Genomic DNA, 15,918 nt, shown 5'->3' with positions numbered 1-15,918 from the left:
ATACAAGAAGACCCCTTGGGAACCAAGGGGTCTTGCTGGTGTCCGGAGCGGGACTTGAACCCGCACGGTTGTATAAAATAACCACTAGCACCTCAAGCTAGCGCGTCTACCATTCCGCCACCCGGACAGGTGCCGTGTTTGGCAACGAGATGGAACTATAGCATCACTGCGGGGTGGTCTGTCAAATCCGAGGGTTATCCGGCGTGTCGCGATGCTTTTTCGGTATCGTCGACGTCGATCGTGGTCAATCGTGAATCGATTCGGCGAGGAGCGGCCTTTTGCGGGCGTCGGGGAGGATTGCGGCCGGCCGCCTTGGAGCCTGTCCTGAAAACACACTTGGAGTAAATACAAGAAGACCCCTTGGGAACCAAGGGGTCTTGCTGGTGTCCGGAGCGGGACTTGAACCCGCACGGTTGTATAAAATAACCACTAGCACCTCAAGCTAGCGCGTCTACCATTCCGCCACCCGGACAGGTGCCGTGTTTGGCAACGAGATGGAACTATAGCATCACTGCGGGGTGGTCTGTCAAATCCGAGGGTTATCCGGCGTGTCGTGTACGTTTGAGCCATGACTTTCCCGCTATTTCTGATTGACCCCAGCAAGGACGAGACTCCGGTGAACGGCGACGAGCTGCACGACGGATGGGTGCTCACCGTGCCGGAGAACGTGGCGCGGCATGCGTTCCGGTCCATGCGATTGGATGTGGGCGACAGGCTGTGGCTCTCCGACGGCAGGGGGCTGCGCATCCTGGCCACTGTGCACGACCCGGCGAACCGGCAGGTGAGGGTGGAGGAGGTGGGCCGCGAGCCGGCCGCGGTGACCCGCCTGCAGCTCGTGCAGGCGCTGGCCAAATCCGGCCGTGACGAGCAGGCCATCGAAACCGCCACGGAGATTGGTGTCGATTCCGTGGTGCCATGGCAGGCCAATCGGTCCATAGTGCAATGGAAGGGCGCAAAGGAGGCGAAGGCCGCGAACAAGTGGCGTCAGCTGCTCGACGCCGCCACCGAGCAGTCCCGACGTGCGTGGACGCCCCTGCTGCAGCCCAAGGCGACCAGCAGGAGCATCGTGGAGATGTGCCTGCGTGCCGGCGTGCACGGCGACATGGTCATCGTCCTGCATCAGGATGCCACCGATACATGGGACTCCATCGAACGCAAGGTCTCGTCCATCGCTGACCGCTGTCTGGAGGATGGCAGGGAGCGCACCATAAGCGTGGTGGTGGGGCCCGAAGGGGGCATCAGCGAGGAGGAGGTCGCTTCGTTCGTGAAGGCCGGGGCGTCGGCGGTGGTCCTGGGAAGCAACATCATGCGCGCCTCCAGCGCCGGTCCCGTGGCGTTGGCGCTTCTCGCCCGCGTGCTGGGGCGTTTCGAGTGACTTCCGCCATCCGAGATGAACATTCGATGAATGTGATTTCGCTGAGCGCGGCGATGACGGGTTTTATCCCAAGCGCGCAATAGCATTGACGATGTGGCGGCGCCGGTAGGGCGCCAGACAAAGGAGAGTGTGAAATATGAGCCAGGACAACTGCCTGTTCTGCGGCATCATCGCCGGTGACATCCCCAGCGAGAAGGTGTATGAGGACGATGCCGTCTACGCCTTCAAGGACATCAACCCGAAGGCCAAGGTGCATGTGCTCATCGTGCCGAAGCGCCATTACCCCAACGTCGCGGTCCTTGCCAGGGAGGATGCGTCCCTGCTGGCCCACATCGTGGAGGTGGCGCAGTCCGTCGCCGACGACGCCTTCCACGGCGAATACCGACTGGTGTTCAACACGGGCAAGGACGCCGGTCAGACGGTGTTCCATGTGCATGCCCACGTGCTGACCGGCGAGGTGCTTGACGAGTAGCGGGCCGGATGCCGGCAATCCATCGACCGAACGGAAAGAACGGAAAGAGACGACAACCTAACGTGGCGACAACAACACGCACCATCACCATACCTTCGGAACTTGATCCGGTCGCGGTGCTCGGACCGGCGGACCAGGTGATCCGCGAGGTCGAGAAGGCGTTTCCCGAACTGACCATCATCGTGCGCGGCAACCGCGTGGCGATCATGTCCCGGTCCAAGCAGACCGAGGCGCAGGCCAACCAGGCCCAGGAGATCATCGACACGATCATCCAGACCGCGTATACGGCCCCCATGGACGCGGATACCGTGCGCAGGCTGCTGAGCACGTCCCATTCCCGTGGCGGCATCGAGGCGCGCGTCCGCGAACACATCGGCTCCCGCCGGGCAGCGCCCCGTTCCGCGTCGTCTCAGCCCACCGCGGTGCCGGCGCCCGTCGACCGCAAGCGCGTGCAGGTCCCCGGCGTGATCACATTCGCCCTTGGCGTGCCGGTGCGCCCGAAGACCGCCGGACAGATCCGGTACGTCAATGCAATCGAGAAGCACACCATCACGTTCGCCATCGGTCCCGCGGGCACCGGCAAGACGTATCTTGCCGTCGCCAAGGCCGTTCGGGCGTTCGAGGACGGACAGGTGCGCAAGATCATACTCACGAGGCCCGCCGTCGAGGCGGGGGAGAACCTCGGCTTCCTGCCCGGCACGCTCAGCGAGAAGGTCGATCCCTATCTTCGTCCTCTGTATGACGCGCTTTCCGACATGTTCGGCGCCGACCAGCTGCATAGATACCTGGCGGACGGAACCATCGAGGTCGCGCCGCTGGCCTATATGCGTGGCCGTACGCTGAACGATGCCTATGTGATTCTCGACGAGGCGCAGAACACCACGGAGCAGCAGATGAAGATGTTCCTTACGCGACTGGGCTTCAACACGCGCATGATCATCACCGGAGACATCACGCAGGTCGATCTGACGGTGCCGCGTTCCGGACTCGCCACGATCGAACGAGTGCTCGGCGGCATCGACGACATCGCGTTCGTACACCTCGACCCGACGGACGTGGTCCGTCACGAGCTCGTCGGACGTATCGTCGAGGCATACGGTCGCTTCGACGATGCGCGCCGCGAACGTCGGGAGCGGCACGACGACCGCCGTCAGGAGAAGCAGGAGGAGAACGCATGAGCGTGGAAGTCACGAATGAGACGCCGTGGACCATCGACCCCAAGGTCTTCTCGGACCTGGGGGTCTGGGTGCTCGACCAGATGAGGGTCAGCACCCAGTCCGACCTGACCATCATGTTCAACGACCCCGCGTCCATGGCGCGTCTGCACGAACGATGGATGAACCTCGAGGGGCCCACCGACGTCATGAGCTTCCCCATGGACGAGCTGCGCCCCGGTACCGACAAGATGCTGCCGGAGGGGGTGCTCGGCGACATCGTCATCTGCCCGTATGTGGCCCGCGAACAGGCGAGGGCCGCGGGCCACTCCACCATCCAGGAGATGCTGCTGCTGACCATCCACGGCACCCTGCACCTTCTGGGATACGACCACGCCACGGCGGCGGAGGAACGCCAGATGTTCGGACTGCAGCGTCAGCTGCTGCTGACCTTCCTGGCCCTGCGCCCCGGCGTGCTCGACGATGTCCGCTTGCCCGAAGGCGCGCCGGACCTTCTGGCGCAGTACGACGCCGAGCATCGTCCGGACGATTCCAAGACAGGCCGGTAAGCGGCACAATCCACGAAAGAGCGTGAATCAGCTATGATGACGGACCCCGTGATACCGATGATCGCCGCGTTGGCGGTGGCGTCGCTGCTGCTGGTGTGGTTCTCCCTGCTCATGGCCTCCACCGAGGGGGCCGTGTCAAGGGTCACCAGATCCAGCCTGAACAACCTCATCCTCGAGGTGCAGACGGGAACCGACAGCCAGTTCAACAAGATGAAGCAGCTGGGCCGCATCCACAGGGTTCAGAGGCTCGTCTCCGACCGGTTCGCCACGTCGGGGTCCTGTGCGTTCTTCCGCATCGTGTGCAATATCCTCGACGGCGTGCTGGTGGCGTGCATCGCCGACGCCCTCGGAGCCCCGATCTGGCTTACGCTCATATGCGGTCTGGTGTTCGCGCTCGTCGTCGGTGTGGTGTCCATACTCGTCCGTCCTCGCAGCACCGGGGCGTCGCGCCCCATCCAGATCATGCTGCGTCATTCCGGGGTAGTCTCCTTCGTCGTATGGCTCACGCCGTTCGCACGGGTCAACGGCATCAACTCCGGCAAGACCGAGCTGTCCGATGACGAGGAGCTGGAGAAGATCCACCTCGAACAGGGCCGCGCCATGATCGACAGGCTGGTGGAGACCAACGACTTCGATCCGGAGATCTCCGAGATGATGCGCAACGTGCTCACGCTGTCGGAGACCCTCACCCGCGAGATCATGGTGCCGCGCACCGACATGATCTGCATCGGCAAGGACGAGACGCTCGGCAACGTACTGAAGATGTTCTCCCGCTCCGGGTTCTCCCGCGTGCCCATCATCGGCGATTCCGTGGATGACCTCATCGGCATGGCCTATCTGAAGGACGCCGTGCGGGCGGTCGCCTTCAATCCGGCCGCAAGCGACCGTGCTGTCGTCTCGATCAGCCGTGACCCTCTGCTGGTTCCCGAATCCAAACCGGTCGACGACCTGTTCCATCAGATGCAGCGCCAGCGCCAGCATGTCGCGGTCGTCGTCGACGAATACGGCGGAATCGCCGGTCTCGTCACCATCGAGGACGCCATCGAACAGATCGTCGGCGAACTGGAGGACGAGCACGACCGTACGCAGAAGGCCGAACCCGAAGAGGTCGAGCCGGGACGATGGCGGTTCCCCGCCCGTGCATCCATCGCGGACATCGAGGAGATCTTCGAAATCGACCTTGACGAGGACGACGTCGACACGGTGTATGGCCTGCTGACCAAGACCCTGGGCAAGGTGCCGCTCGTGGGTTCGCACGCCGACACCCATGGCTTGCGTCTGACCGCGGTCGATTCCGCCGGCCGGCGCAAGAAGGTCTCGACCATCCTGGTGGAGAAGGCGTCGCCGTCCGGCATCGATGCCCCGGCCGACGAGGGCGACGCCGACTCCGAATGACGTGATTGAAATAAGGGCGCCGTTGGCTGACGGTGGCGGCATGGTGCGAACGCCCATGCCGCCACCGGGTTTGCATAGTCCTCACGGTACAGTGGTGTTCCATGCAGGAAGCTTACAAATCAGGATTCATCGCGGTCGTGGGACGGCCCAACGTCGGCAAATCAACACTGATCAACGCGTTGATCGGCTCCCACGTCGCCATCACATCATCCCGTCCGGAGACCACGCGTAAGGCCATCCGCGGCGTATTGACGACGGACCACGCCCAGATTGTGCTGGTCGACACCCCCGGCATTCATCGCCCTCGTACGCTGCTCGGCCAGCGGCTGAACGACATCGTCGACGAGTCGCTCTCCGAAGTGGACGCCATCGCCTTCCTCCTGCCGGCGGACCAGGAGATCGGTCCGGGAGACAGGCGCATCCTCAGTCGCCTGCGCGGCCAGTTCGCCAGGAAGAACGACGACGGTGTGTTCGAATGGAAGGTGCCGCTGATCGCCGTGGTCACCAAGATCGACGAACTCAACCGTTCTCAGCTGGTCGACAAGCTCATCGAGATCAACGAATTCGCGAACTTCACCGACATCGTGCCGGTCTCCGCACTGGAGCACGACAATCTCGACGAAGTACGTCACCTGTTCATCGACGCGATGCCGGAAGGCCCCCAGATGTACCCGGACGATCAGATCACCGAAGAGCCCCCGGAGGAGGCCATCGCCGAACTGGTGCGCGGCGCGTTCCTCGAGGAGCTTGATGATGAGCTGCCTCACTCCCTCGCCGTCGTCGTGGATGACATCATCCATCCGGACGAGGACGAATCCGGGAACGAGACCGACGACGGTCCAAAGCCCAAGGTGCAGGTGCTGGTGTCGGTCTACGTGGAACGTGATTCGCAGAAGCCCATCATCATCGGCCGCAAGGCCGAGCATCTGGTGCGGGTGAGGAAGAAGCTGCGCACGCCCATCAACCGCATCGTGGGCGGCAAGGCGAAGCTCGACATGCATGTGAAGGTCGCCAAGGAATGGCAGTCCGACCCCAAGAAGCTGGAAAGGCTGGGCTTCTGAGCCGCGCATATCCGGCGTCGAAAGAAAGGAGCCGATCATGAGCAAGCGCAACGGAACGCACGAGGGAACGGTGAACGTGGCCATACTCGGCTGCGGCCGGATCGCCCGTCACATGGCCCGGACGCTGCGGTCCATGGCGCGTGACGAACGCTATCGCGGGCTGGTCCGTCCGTATGCCGTGGCCACCCGCGCCGACGAACGCCGTGCCGTGGAGTTCGCCGGCGAGTATGGGTTCGACAAGGCATACGGGGCCTATGAGACGATGCTCGCCGACCCGGAGGTCGACCTGGTGTACATCGCCACGCCGCATGCGCTGCACGCCCAGCATGCCATCGCATGCATGCTCGCCGGAAAGAACGTGCTGGTGGAGAAGTCGTTCACGGCGAACACAGGTCAGGCGAAAAAGGTGCTGGATGTCGCCCGGCAGACGAAGCTGCTGTGCACGGAGGCGATCTGGACACGATACATGCCGAGCCGCGCCATCATCCTTGATGCCATTCGCTCCGGCGTCATCGGAGAGCCACGGCAGGTATACGCCAATCTGTCGTATCCCGTCTCAGGCAAGGCGCGTATGACGGATCCGGCCATGGCGGGTGGCGCGTTGCTCGACGTCGGCGTCTACCCGATCAACTTCGTCGCCATGGCGTTTCCCGACGCCGAACCGACGCGCGTCACCAGCAGCTGCGTCTTCACCGACAGGGGAGTGGACGAACAGTTCTGCGCCACCTTCTGGCTGGACAACGGCGTGATGGCGGTCGTCGACGCCTCCATGACGGCGGTCGGCAGCAGGCAGGGCATCGTCCAGGGCGACAAAGGCTACCTCATCGTGGAGAACATCAACAATCCGGAGGCGGTCAAGGTGTTCGATCCCGATCACCGGCTCGTCGACACGATTCCGGTCCCGGAGCAGATCACCGGATACGAATACCAGGTGGTCAGCGCCGCCAAGGCCATTCTTGAGGGCGAACGGGAATGCCGTGAGATGCCGCATGAGGAGACGCTGCGCATCATGGGAGTCATGGACGGCCTGCGTGCCCAGTGGGGCGAGGTCTATCCCTTCGAGCGCTGAACCAGCCGGGTGCGGCTGCGACCTCGGTAAGGTCCAAATAGAGGTCTGAATATACGGATAGGACCCCATCCTGAAAAAGGATGGGGTCCTATCCGATCAGCATCAGAGTCGGTCGTCGTGGCCTTTCACGCCTTCTTGCGAGGCCTGTACATCTGCGTGTTGAGCAGGGTGGCATACCGGGCGATGACCTTCGGACGGATGACCTTCATCGAGGCGGTCATGAGACCGTTCTCCTGAGTGAACTCCTCGGGAAGCACAATGAACTTTCGCACCGACTCGGCACGGGAGACGTCTTCGTTCGCCAGATCGACGAATTTCTGAATCTCCGCACGCACCGCCGCGTTGCCGGCGGCGTCCTCCATTGACATCTCGCGATCGAGCCCCTTGGACTCCAGCCACGGGCGCAGCGCTTCCTCGTCCAAGGTGATGAGCGCGGAGATGAACGGACGCTTGTCACCGAGCACCAGCGCCTGCGACACAATCTCGCAGCGCTGGATGACCTCCTCGATCGGACCGGGGGAAACGTTCTTGCCGCCGGCCGTGATGATGAGGTCCTTCTTGCGGCCGGTGATGTACAGGAATCCCTCGCCGTCGAGACGACCCAGGTCGCCGGTGACGAACCAGCCATCCTCGGTGAACGACGCCTTCGTGGCCTCATCGTTCTTGTGATAGCGGGGGAACACCGAGGCTCCCCTGATCTGAATCTCGCCGTCCTCGGCGATACGCAGCGTGAACCCGGGGAACGGGATGCCGACGGAACCCTGACGGAACGGCACGCCCAGCGGATTGAACGCGCATGGCGCGGTGGTCTCGGTGGCTCCATAGCCCTCGTACACCGGAACCTTGGCGCCGCGGAAGAACGCAAGCAGTTCGGGGTCGAGCGGAGCGCCGCCGGAGACGATCCACTGGGCGCGTCCACCCAGCACATCGCGCAGCGACTTGTACACGATGGGGTCGAAGGATGCGCGGCGGGCGCTGGTGAGCGCTCCCGCCCTGCCCTTTTCGGCCACCTCCTTCATGTAGTCCTGGGCGGCGGTGACGGCGGCGGCGAACACCAGGCCCTTGGCGCCGTGGCCGGCCTTCTGCGAGGCGGCGTTGTACACCTTCTCCAACACTCGGGGAACCACGATCATCACCGACGGCCTGGCGACCTGCAGGTCGGAGATCAGCGTCCTGATGCCCTGCGCGATGTAGACGTGCAGGGAGCTTGCCACCACGATGTAGTTGATGGCGCGGGCGAAGGAATGCGCCTGCGGCAGGAACAGCAGGATGGTGTTCTTCTCGTCATGCAGCAGGTCGGGCATGTAGTCACGCAGGTTGAACGCGTCGGCGCAGTAATGCTCATGCGTCATCTCCACGCCCTTCGGCGCGGCGGTGGAGCCGGACGTGTACACGATGGAGCACAGGTCGGTCTTCTTCACCGAATCGATGCGCTCGTCGAGCACGGCGTCGGAGACGGACGCGCCATAGGCCTGGATCTCGTCGAGACCACCGGTCTCGAGGCATACGATGTGCTCGACGGTGGGGCACTGGGGCAGCACGTTCTCGGCCTCCGCCTTCATGTCGGTGGTCTCGACGATCAGCAGGCGGGCGTCGGAGTTATTGGCGATGTTGCGGATCTGCTCGCCGGAATCGGTGTCGTAGATGGTGGCGAGGACGCCTCCGCAGGCCATGATCGCCGCATCCACGATGTTCCATTCGTAGCTGGTGCGGCACATGAACGCCACGGCATCGCCCTTCTTCAGGCCGTAATGCAGCAGACCCTTCGCGGTGATGCGGATGTCGGCGAGCGTCTCATCGGCGGTCTTCGTCACCCACTGGCCGTCCCTCTTGAACGTGTACAGCGGCTTGTCGCCCATGCGTTCGGCACGGTCGGCGTAGATATCATAGATGCTGGTCCCCTCGTCGAGCGGGGGGTTGCCGTCGGTGCGGGCCGCAAGCAGGCCGTTGTCCATGTACGTCGTGGTGGGATAGTCCGGCCCCCAGTAATCCACATGGGGAAGGTCGTCGGGGGAGATGGGCTCCCCGGCGGTCGGATTGTCGGGAAGACCGTCGTCGTTCAGATCGTCGCTGCCGGGGTAGTCCAGATAGTTTCGTCCGAGATTGGCGGCACGGTGCGCCGCGGTGGCCACTGCGTTTTTTGCGGAACCGATAAGACCCACGAGTTCTCCTTCATTCAATAGTCCTAACGCACTCTAGTAGGAGGGCCTCCCGTTACGCTACCGTAGGGACGCGCGTCGACCCGGCCCATACACCGCATATATCGGATGATGGGCAATTGTTGCCATTTGTTGACTTTGATATAGACTTGACGGGGCGTCGCGAATTGATGCGCCGCCATTACGGAAAGACACGAGGGAGGACCAGGTGGCGGAAGATACGCAATCGACCATCACTTATGGAATTTTCAATGAGGCCGGCGGGCATGAGTCTCGCGTGGCGCTCACCCCGGACATCGTCAAACGACTCAAGCGTTCCGCCATCGATTGCGTCATCGAACGCAACGCAGGGCATGCCGCAGGATTCAGCGACGACGACTATATCAAGGCAGGAGCCAAGGTCGTTACCAAGGATGAGGTCATTGCACAGTCGCAGGCCTTCGGATTCGTAGAACGTCCGGACGACGATCTCGTCGCCCGCCTGCCCAAGGGCTCCTGGGTCATCGGCATGCTCGGGTCGTTCACCGACCAGGAGTATGTGGACTGTCTCGACAAGGCCGGACTCGTCGGCGTGGGCATCGAGAAGCTGCCCCGCCAGCTCAGCTCCGCGCAGTCCATGGACGAGATGACCAGCCAGAACTCCGTCATGGGATACAAGGCCGTGCTCAAGGCCGCAGACGCCTATGGCTCGTTCTTCCCCATGATGACCACCGCCGCCGGCACCATCCGCCCGGCCAAGGTGCTCATCCTGGGCGCGGGCATCGCCGGACTTCAGGCCATCGGCACCGCGCGTCGACTCGGAGCCGTCGTCACCGCATACGACGTGCGACCCGCCGCCAAGGGCGAGGTGGAGTCCCTGGGCGCCAAGTTCCTCGAACTCGGCCTCGACTTCTCGAAGGGTCAGGGCGAGGGCGGCTACGCCCGTCAGCTCACCGCCGAGGAGCAGGCCGCACAGCAGGCCGCCGTCGACAAGAAGGCCGCGGAGTTCGACGTCGTCATCACCACCGCGAAGGTTCCCGGACGCAAGCCCCCGATGCTGCTCACCCAGGCGGGCGTCGACGGTCTGCACCGCGGCGCCGTGATCGTCGACTGCGCCGCCAGCGACCTTGGCGGCAACGTGGCCGGCTCCAAGCCCAACCAGACCATCGTCACCGACAACGGCGTCCAGCTCATCGGCGCCCCCGACCTCGCCAGCGGCGTCGCCACCACGGCATCCAACCTGCTTGCCCGCAACGTCGCCGACGTGCTCGCCCACTTCGTGAACGACGGCAGGCTCGTCATGGACCTCACCGAGGAACTCGACAACGCGCTCATCGTCGCCGGCCGCGTCGAAGCGCCGGAACCGGTCACAGAAGAAGAGGAGAAGTGATCATGCCCGATCTCGTAGTCTCGATCACCCTGTTCGTCCTCGCCCTGCTCATCGGCATCGAGGTCATCGGCAAGGTGCCGGCGACCCTCCACACGCCGCTGATGTCGGGTGCCAACTCCATCCACGGCATCGTCATCGTCGGCGTCGTCATCGTCGCCGCCGAGGCGCAGACCCCGCTCGCCTACGTGTTCATCTTCCTCGCCGCCGTGCTGGGAACCATGAATGTCGTCGGCGGCTATGTGGTCACCGACCGCATGCTGGAGATGTTCAAGAGCTCGAAGCCCTCCAAGAAGGACCAGAAGGAAGGCGATAAGTAATGACCGCAGCACCCATCGATATCGTCGCTTGGTTCGTGTACCTGCTGGCCGCCGTCATGTTCGTCATGGGCCTGCACTTCATGAACTCGCCTAAGACCGCCCGCAAGGGCAACCAGATCTCGGCCACCGGCATGGTGTTCGCCGTGGTCATGGCGTTCGTGCACCTCTTCGTCAAGGGCTTCATCTCCACCACCGCGGTCATCGTGCTCGTCGTCGGCATCCTCATCGGCGCCGTCGCCGGCGTCGTCTCCGCCAAGAAGGTCAAGATGACCGACATGCCGCAGCTCGTCTCCGTGTTCAACACCGTCGGTGGCGGCGCGGCCGCGCTCGTCGCGCTCAACGACATCCTCACCAACGAGGAGCTGCCCACCCTCGTCGTGCTCATCACCGCCGGACTCGGCATCATGATCGGCTCCGTCACCTTCACCGGCTCGCTCATCGCAGCCGGCAAGCTCCAGGGCGTCAGGTTCGTCAAGAACCTCAGGCTCCCCGGCAAGAGCTTCTGGAACGTGCTGTTCATCGTGCTCACCATCGCCGCGTTCGTCATGCTGTGCATCCAGCCCGAGCAGCGACTCCTGTGGTCCATCCTGACCACCGTGTTCGCCCTGTGCTACGGCCTCGTGTTCGTCATCCCGATCGGCGGCGCCGACATGCCGGTCGTCATCTCCGTGCTCAACGCCTGCACCGGCACCGCCGTGGCCATGTCCGGCCTCGCCATCGACAACGTGGCGCTCATCGTCGCCGGCGCCCTCGTCGGCGCGGCCGGCGTCACCCTCTCCATCCTCATGGCCCAGGCCATGAACCGGCCCCTGCTTTCCGTCCTCGCCGGCGGTTTCGGCGGCGACAACGCCGCCGGTGGCGACGACGGCGTGACCGGCACCATGAAGGAGACCTCCGCCGACGACGTCGCCGTCCAGCTCGTCTACGCGCAGAAGGTCATCTTCGTCCCCGGATTCGGCCTCGCCATGGCCCAGGCCCAGCGCGAGCTCGCCGACCTCGGCGAACTGCTCAAGAGCCGCGGCGTCGAGGTCGCCTACGCCATCCACCCCGTCGCAGGTCGCATGCCCGGACACATGAACGTGCTCCTTGCCGAAGCCAACGTGCCCTACGAGGAGCTCGTCGACCTCGATGACATCAACCCGCAGTTCCCCACCGCCACCATCTCCCTGGTGGTCGGAGCCAACGACGTGACCAACCCCGCGGCCCGTCGGCCCGGCACCCCGGTCTCCGGCATGCCGATCCTCGACGTCGACAAGTCCGAAAACGTCGTTGTCATCAAGCGCGGCCGCGGCAAGGGCTACGCCGGCATCGAAAACGAGCTGTACTTCAACGACAACACGCAGATGCTGTTCGGCGATGCGAAGAAGGAGCTGCAGGCCATCATCGCCTCCGTCAAGGAATTGATTGCGTGACGGAGTGTCATCCACGTTGTGGGAGATTCGACGTGCCTTTGTGCGCCTTCATCTCCCACGCCTTGATGGCACACGCGTCACACAATCAATTGCTCATCGCATAACGGAGCATTCTCAGCGTTGCGGAGCACTCGACGTACCTTTGTACGTCTTCGCGATCCGTGCCTTGAAACCACACACGTTATGTGATTCTCTCGAGAAGCGCCGTGGAATCCGGATTTGGATTCCACGGCGCTTCTCGTATCGGAAGTGTGTGGCTTTCATACAGAACATGGAACATCGGCGTTCCCCGGTTTACATACCGGAAACATGACGATACGCTTACATGCCTGTGAGGAAGATAGCGTATCGTATGTTGGAGAAGACCCCGGCGGTCGTCATCGTGGCCGTCGAGGGAATACTGATGTATCTCGCCACCGGCGCGGCCAAAAGCGTATTCACCCAGATCAACCCGCTGTGCGCAGCCTGGTACCGGTTCGGCTTCCTGGCCATCATGATGCTCGCATGGCGTCGTCCGTGGCGCAGGGACGTGCGGCATACGCTTCCCCATACCCGACGGGATTGGCTTATCACCGCGGGATGCGGGCTTGCCATCGTGGCCATGAACACCATGTTCTATCTGGCGATCAGCGAAATGAACATGGGCATGGCTGTCGCCATAGAATTCATCGGTCCGCTCGGTGTGGCCGTCATCAGCGGACGCAACTGGCGTGAACGCATAGGCGTCGCCATCGCCGCGACGGGCGTCGTCCTGCTCGCCGGCGTGTCCATTGCCTCACCCGACGGCGGGCACTTCCTGATCGGTCTCGCGGCCATCCTCATCGGCGGCACGATGTGGGGAATCTACATCGTCATGGGACGCAAGGTGGCGCATGCTGGCAGCCCGCTCAACCGGCTCTCCGTGGCCATGTGCATAGGATTCGCCGCCCAGTCGCTGTTCCTCGCCGTTCCTGCGGTGCGCGGCCTGTTCCTGCCGCCCGTCTCCGCCACCTGGCTGGTCGACGAGGGTTCGTGGGGCATCGTCCACCTTTTGCTGCTCATGCTCGTGGTGTCGGTGCTGAGCTCCTTCTTCCCATACGTCATCGACCAGGTGGTCATGCGCAAGACCACGTCCGGCACCTTCTCGGTCATGCAGTCCATGTATCCGGCCGTGGCGGTGGGCGTGGGCCTCATGTTCGGCGAGGTTCCCGGCGTGGGGGAGCTCATCGGGGTCGGCTGCGTCATGCTCGCCGTCATCGTCACGTTCTCCGGGGACGAGCATGCGTCCAATCGCAGCCGCGCCGACCTGAAGACATCGATGGACACGGCCGCGTGACAAAACGAGCCGTTCATGCTATGCTTAGCGACTGTTGTCTTGGCGAGGGAAGGCGATGGATTCGCGCTTCCGTAATCGACTCGACGTATGGTTCTCCGTTCACGGTGTTCTCTGCGGCGCGTCGATGCGCCGAAACGAAAAGACGAATTACCGAATTGTTGTGATCTAAGGAGAACATCATGGCAGATATCACCCTCGAAGGCGCTGTCCGCACCGAGTTCGGCAAGGGCGCTGCCCGCCGCATGCGCGTCGCCAAGCTGGTTCCGGCCACCGTGTACGCCGGCGGCGAAGAGCCTACCTTCCTGCAGCTCCCCATGAAGGAGACCACCAACGCCCTGCGTCGTACGAACGCCCTGTTCGAGCTGAAGTTCGGCGAGGACTCCAAGCTCGCCGTCGTCAAGGACGTGCAGCGCAACCCCGTCAAGCAGCAGATCGAGCACGTCGACTTCTATGAGGTGCGCGCCGGCGAGAAGATCGAGGTCGAGGTCCCGGTCTTCGTCGAAGGCACCCCGAAGGGCGCCGCCGTGGCGTTCGTCGACATCCAGGAGCTCAAGGTCAAGGCCGATGTCGCCAACCTGCCCGAGCGCATCACCGTGAGCGTCGAGGGCCTCGTGGACGGCACCAAGGTGCTGGCCAAGGACGTCGTCCTGCCGGAAGGCGTGGAGCTCATCCACGACGATCCGGAAGAGTCCGTCGTCACCGTCGAGGTTCCTGAGGACGCCTCCGAGGTCGCCGCTCCGGCCGCCGACGCCACCGCCGACGCTGCCGCCGCTCCGGCCGCCGACGCCGAGTGACCTCGTCGATAGGACACTGAACCAGCGGCCCGCAGGGTCGCATAGGCAAAGAGCCCACCTCGGTGTGGGCTCTTTGCGTTGGCGCGGAAGACGGTCATGCCTTCATACGACCGTTTTCATAATGTGAACTTTCTCAGTGACGGATAATCCTCATGTGAGAGAGTGTTACTCAGTTCGGTGCCAGAAGCACCGATGGCATACCCGCAGCCGGACGGGTTCTCGCCCGGCAATGGAATAAAAGAAGCTAAGAATGACAGAAAATACTCATCACGATCCGACGGCGCTGTCCAAGCTGGCCGACGCCTTCACCGTCCTGCCCAACGAAAACCCGGCCTCCGACGCCAAGCGCCAGGAGCTTATCGACAAGCCGGCGTTCGGACAGGTCTTCTCCGACAACATGACCCACATGACGTGGACCAAGGGCGAAGGCTGGTCGGATCGTCGCGTCGAGCCGTACGCCCCGCTCAAGATGGACCCGGGTGCTTCCGTGCTGCACTACGCGCAGGAGTGCTTCGAGGGCCTCAAGGCCTATCATCATGCCGACGGTTCCGTCTGGCTGTTCCGTCCGGATGCCAACGCCGAGCGTTTCCAGAACTCTGCCAAGCGCCTGTACCTGCCGGAGCTGTCCATCGACGACTTCCTCGGTTCCGTTGCGGCCCTGGTCAAGCGTGACGCCGCCTGGGTGCCCACCCGCCGCGAATACACGCTGTACATGCGTCCGTTCATGTTCGCCTCCGAGCCGTTCCTCGGCGTGCGCGCCCCGCAGGAAGTGGACTACTGCGTGATCGCATCCCCGTCCGGCCCGTACTTCCCGGGCGGTGTCAAGCCCGTGAGCATCTGGGTGGAGGACAAGTGGTTCCGCACCGGCCCCGGCGGCACCGGCTTCGCCAAGTGCGGCGGCAACTACGCCGCGTCCCTGCTCGGTGAGTACACCGGCATCGAGAACGGCTGCGAGCAGGTGTGCTTCGTGGACGCCGCCACCAAGACCTACCTCGAGGAGCTCGGCGGCATGAACATGATGGTCGTGCACAAGGACGGCCACGTGGAGACCCCGTCCCTGACCGGCAACATCCTGCCCGGCGTCACCCGGCGTTCGCTCATCCAGCTCCTGCAGGACAACGGCCACGACGTGGTCGAGACCATGATCGCTCTCGAGCAGCTGCTCGAGGACATCAAGTCCGGCGAGGTCACCGAGGTGTTCGCCTGCGGCACCGCCGCCATCATCACCCCGATCGGCCGCTTCAAGTCCGAGAAGTTCGACGTCACCGTCGCCGAAGGCGGCGTCGGCGAACTGACCCAGTCGCTGCGCGACCAGCTGCTCGGCATCCAGCTCGGCGAGATCGAGGATCCGCACAACTGGATGTGGAAGGTCTGCTGAACCGGAATCGATTCCGTGGCATGAACGAATCGTGTGGAGCCTGTATCATCAGGCCCACACGATTTTTCTTTTTCCGAAA

The 15,918-nt window shown here is 63.4% G+C and carries 13 protein-coding genes, 2 tRNA genes and 1 pseudogene; 13 read left to right on the top strand and 3 right to left on the bottom strand.

Annotation, left to right across the window (positions count from 1 at the left end):
- Nucleotides 1–36 precede the first annotated feature (36 nt).
- Both CS006_RS07055 and CS006_RS07050 read right to left on the bottom strand, forming a co-directional pair.
- Nucleotides 37–127 (bottom strand) — tRNA-Leu (locus CS006_RS07055).
- Nucleotides 128–381: 254 nt separating this feature from the next.
- A tRNA-Leu gene (locus tag CS006_RS07050) sits at nt 382–472 on the bottom strand.
- Nucleotides 473–568: 96 nt separating this feature from the next.
- Between CS006_RS07050 and CS006_RS07045 the strand changes: the two genes are divergently transcribed.
- The 7 genes from CS006_RS07045 (at nt 569) to CS006_RS07015 (ending at nt 7,095) form a co-directional block, all read left to right on the top strand.
- Nucleotides 569–1,375: a 16S rRNA (uracil(1498)-N(3))-methyltransferase gene (locus CS006_RS07045; protein ID WP_100511105.1), complete on the top strand. Its 807-nt coding sequence runs from the start codon at nt 569–571 to the stop codon at nt 1,373–1,375.
- Nucleotides 1,376–1,511: 136 nt separating this feature from the next.
- Nucleotides 1,512–1,847: a histidine triad nucleotide-binding protein gene (locus tag CS006_RS07040; RefSeq protein ID WP_100511104.1), complete on the top strand. Its 336-nt coding sequence runs from the start codon at nt 1,512–1,514 to the stop codon at nt 1,845–1,847.
- A gap of 62 nt (nt 1,848–1,909) precedes the next feature.
- Nucleotides 1,910–3,025: a PhoH family protein gene (locus CS006_RS07035; RefSeq protein ID WP_100511103.1), complete on the top strand. Its 1,116-nt coding sequence runs from the start codon at nt 1,910–1,912 to the stop codon at nt 3,023–3,025.
- Complete coding sequence (ybeY, locus tag CS006_RS07030; protein WP_100511102.1) at nt 3,022–3,570, top strand: rRNA maturation RNase YbeY; 549 nt, start codon at nt 3,022–3,024, stop codon at nt 3,568–3,570. Before CS006_RS07035 ends, ybeY begins: the two co-directional genes overlap by 4 nt.
- Nucleotides 3,571–3,606: 36 nt before the next feature.
- Nucleotides 3,607–4,965: a hemolysin family protein gene (locus tag CS006_RS07025; protein WP_165777301.1), complete on the top strand. Its 1,359-nt coding sequence runs from the start codon at nt 3,607–3,609 to the stop codon at nt 4,963–4,965.
- 101 nt (nt 4,966–5,066) lie between these two features.
- The gene (era, locus tag CS006_RS07020) at nt 5,067–6,026 is read left to right on the top strand and encodes a GTPase Era (protein WP_100511100.1); all 960 of its coding nucleotides are present in this window, start codon (nt 5,067–5,069) and stop codon (nt 6,024–6,026) included.
- Nucleotides 6,027–6,063: 37 nt separating this feature from the next.
- Nucleotides 6,064–7,095, top strand: a complete 1,032-nt coding sequence (locus tag CS006_RS07015; RefSeq protein ID WP_100511099.1) for a Gfo/Idh/MocA family protein — start codon at nt 6,064–6,066, stop codon at nt 7,093–7,095.
- Between the two features lie 125 nt (nt 7,096–7,220).
- Here CS006_RS07015 and CS006_RS07010 read toward each other — a convergent pair.
- A pseudogene (locus tag CS006_RS07010) lies at nt 7,221–9,101 on the bottom strand (AMP-dependent synthetase/ligase); the annotation flags it as partial.
- Nucleotides 9,102–9,462: 361 nt separating this feature from the next.
- Here CS006_RS07010 and CS006_RS07005 point away from each other — a divergent pair.
- The 6 genes from CS006_RS07005 (at nt 9,463) to CS006_RS06980 (ending at nt 15,839) form a co-directional block, all read left to right on the top strand.
- Nucleotides 9,463–10,623, top strand: a complete 1,161-nt coding sequence (locus CS006_RS07005) for an NAD(P) transhydrogenase subunit alpha (RefSeq protein ID WP_100511097.1) — start codon at nt 9,463–9,465, stop codon at nt 10,621–10,623.
- A 2-nt stretch (nt 10,624–10,625) separates the two neighbouring features.
- Entirely contained in the window at nt 10,626–10,940 is a 315-nt protein-coding gene (locus CS006_RS07000) for an NAD(P) transhydrogenase subunit alpha part 2 (protein WP_100511285.1), read from the top strand.
- Nucleotides 10,940–12,352, top strand: coding sequence for an NAD(P)(+) transhydrogenase (Re/Si-specific) subunit beta (locus CS006_RS06995; protein ID WP_100511096.1), 1,413 nt, complete (start codon nt 10,940–10,942; stop codon nt 12,350–12,352). The genes CS006_RS07000 and CS006_RS06995 overlap by 1 nt, the downstream gene beginning before the upstream one ends.
- Nucleotides 12,353–12,683: 331 nt before the next feature.
- Complete coding sequence (locus CS006_RS06990) at nt 12,684–13,667, top strand: EamA family transporter (RefSeq protein WP_423734836.1); 984 nt, start codon at nt 12,684–12,686, stop codon at nt 13,665–13,667.
- Between the two features lie 179 nt (nt 13,668–13,846).
- A complete protein-coding gene (locus CS006_RS06985; protein ID WP_100511094.1) occupies nt 13,847–14,461 on the top strand; it encodes a 50S ribosomal protein L25/general stress protein Ctc in 615 nt (204 codons plus the stop codon).
- Nucleotides 14,462–14,711: 250 nt separating this feature from the next.
- Nucleotides 14,712–15,839 carry a branched-chain amino acid aminotransferase gene (locus CS006_RS06980; RefSeq protein WP_100511093.1) on the top strand — a complete coding sequence of 376 codons (1,128 nt, stop codon included), beginning with the start codon at nt 14,712–14,714 and terminating at the stop codon, nt 15,837–15,839.
- Nucleotides 15,840–15,918 lie beyond the last annotated feature (79 nt).

This window comes from Bifidobacterium primatium, from assembly GCF_002802875.1.
Lineage (GTDB): Bacteria > Actinomycetota > Actinomycetes > Actinomycetales > Bifidobacteriaceae > Galliscardovia > Galliscardovia primatium.
The sequence above is the reverse complement of the archived record's forward strand: the minus strand, read 5'-3'. Positions and strand labels throughout refer to the sequence as shown.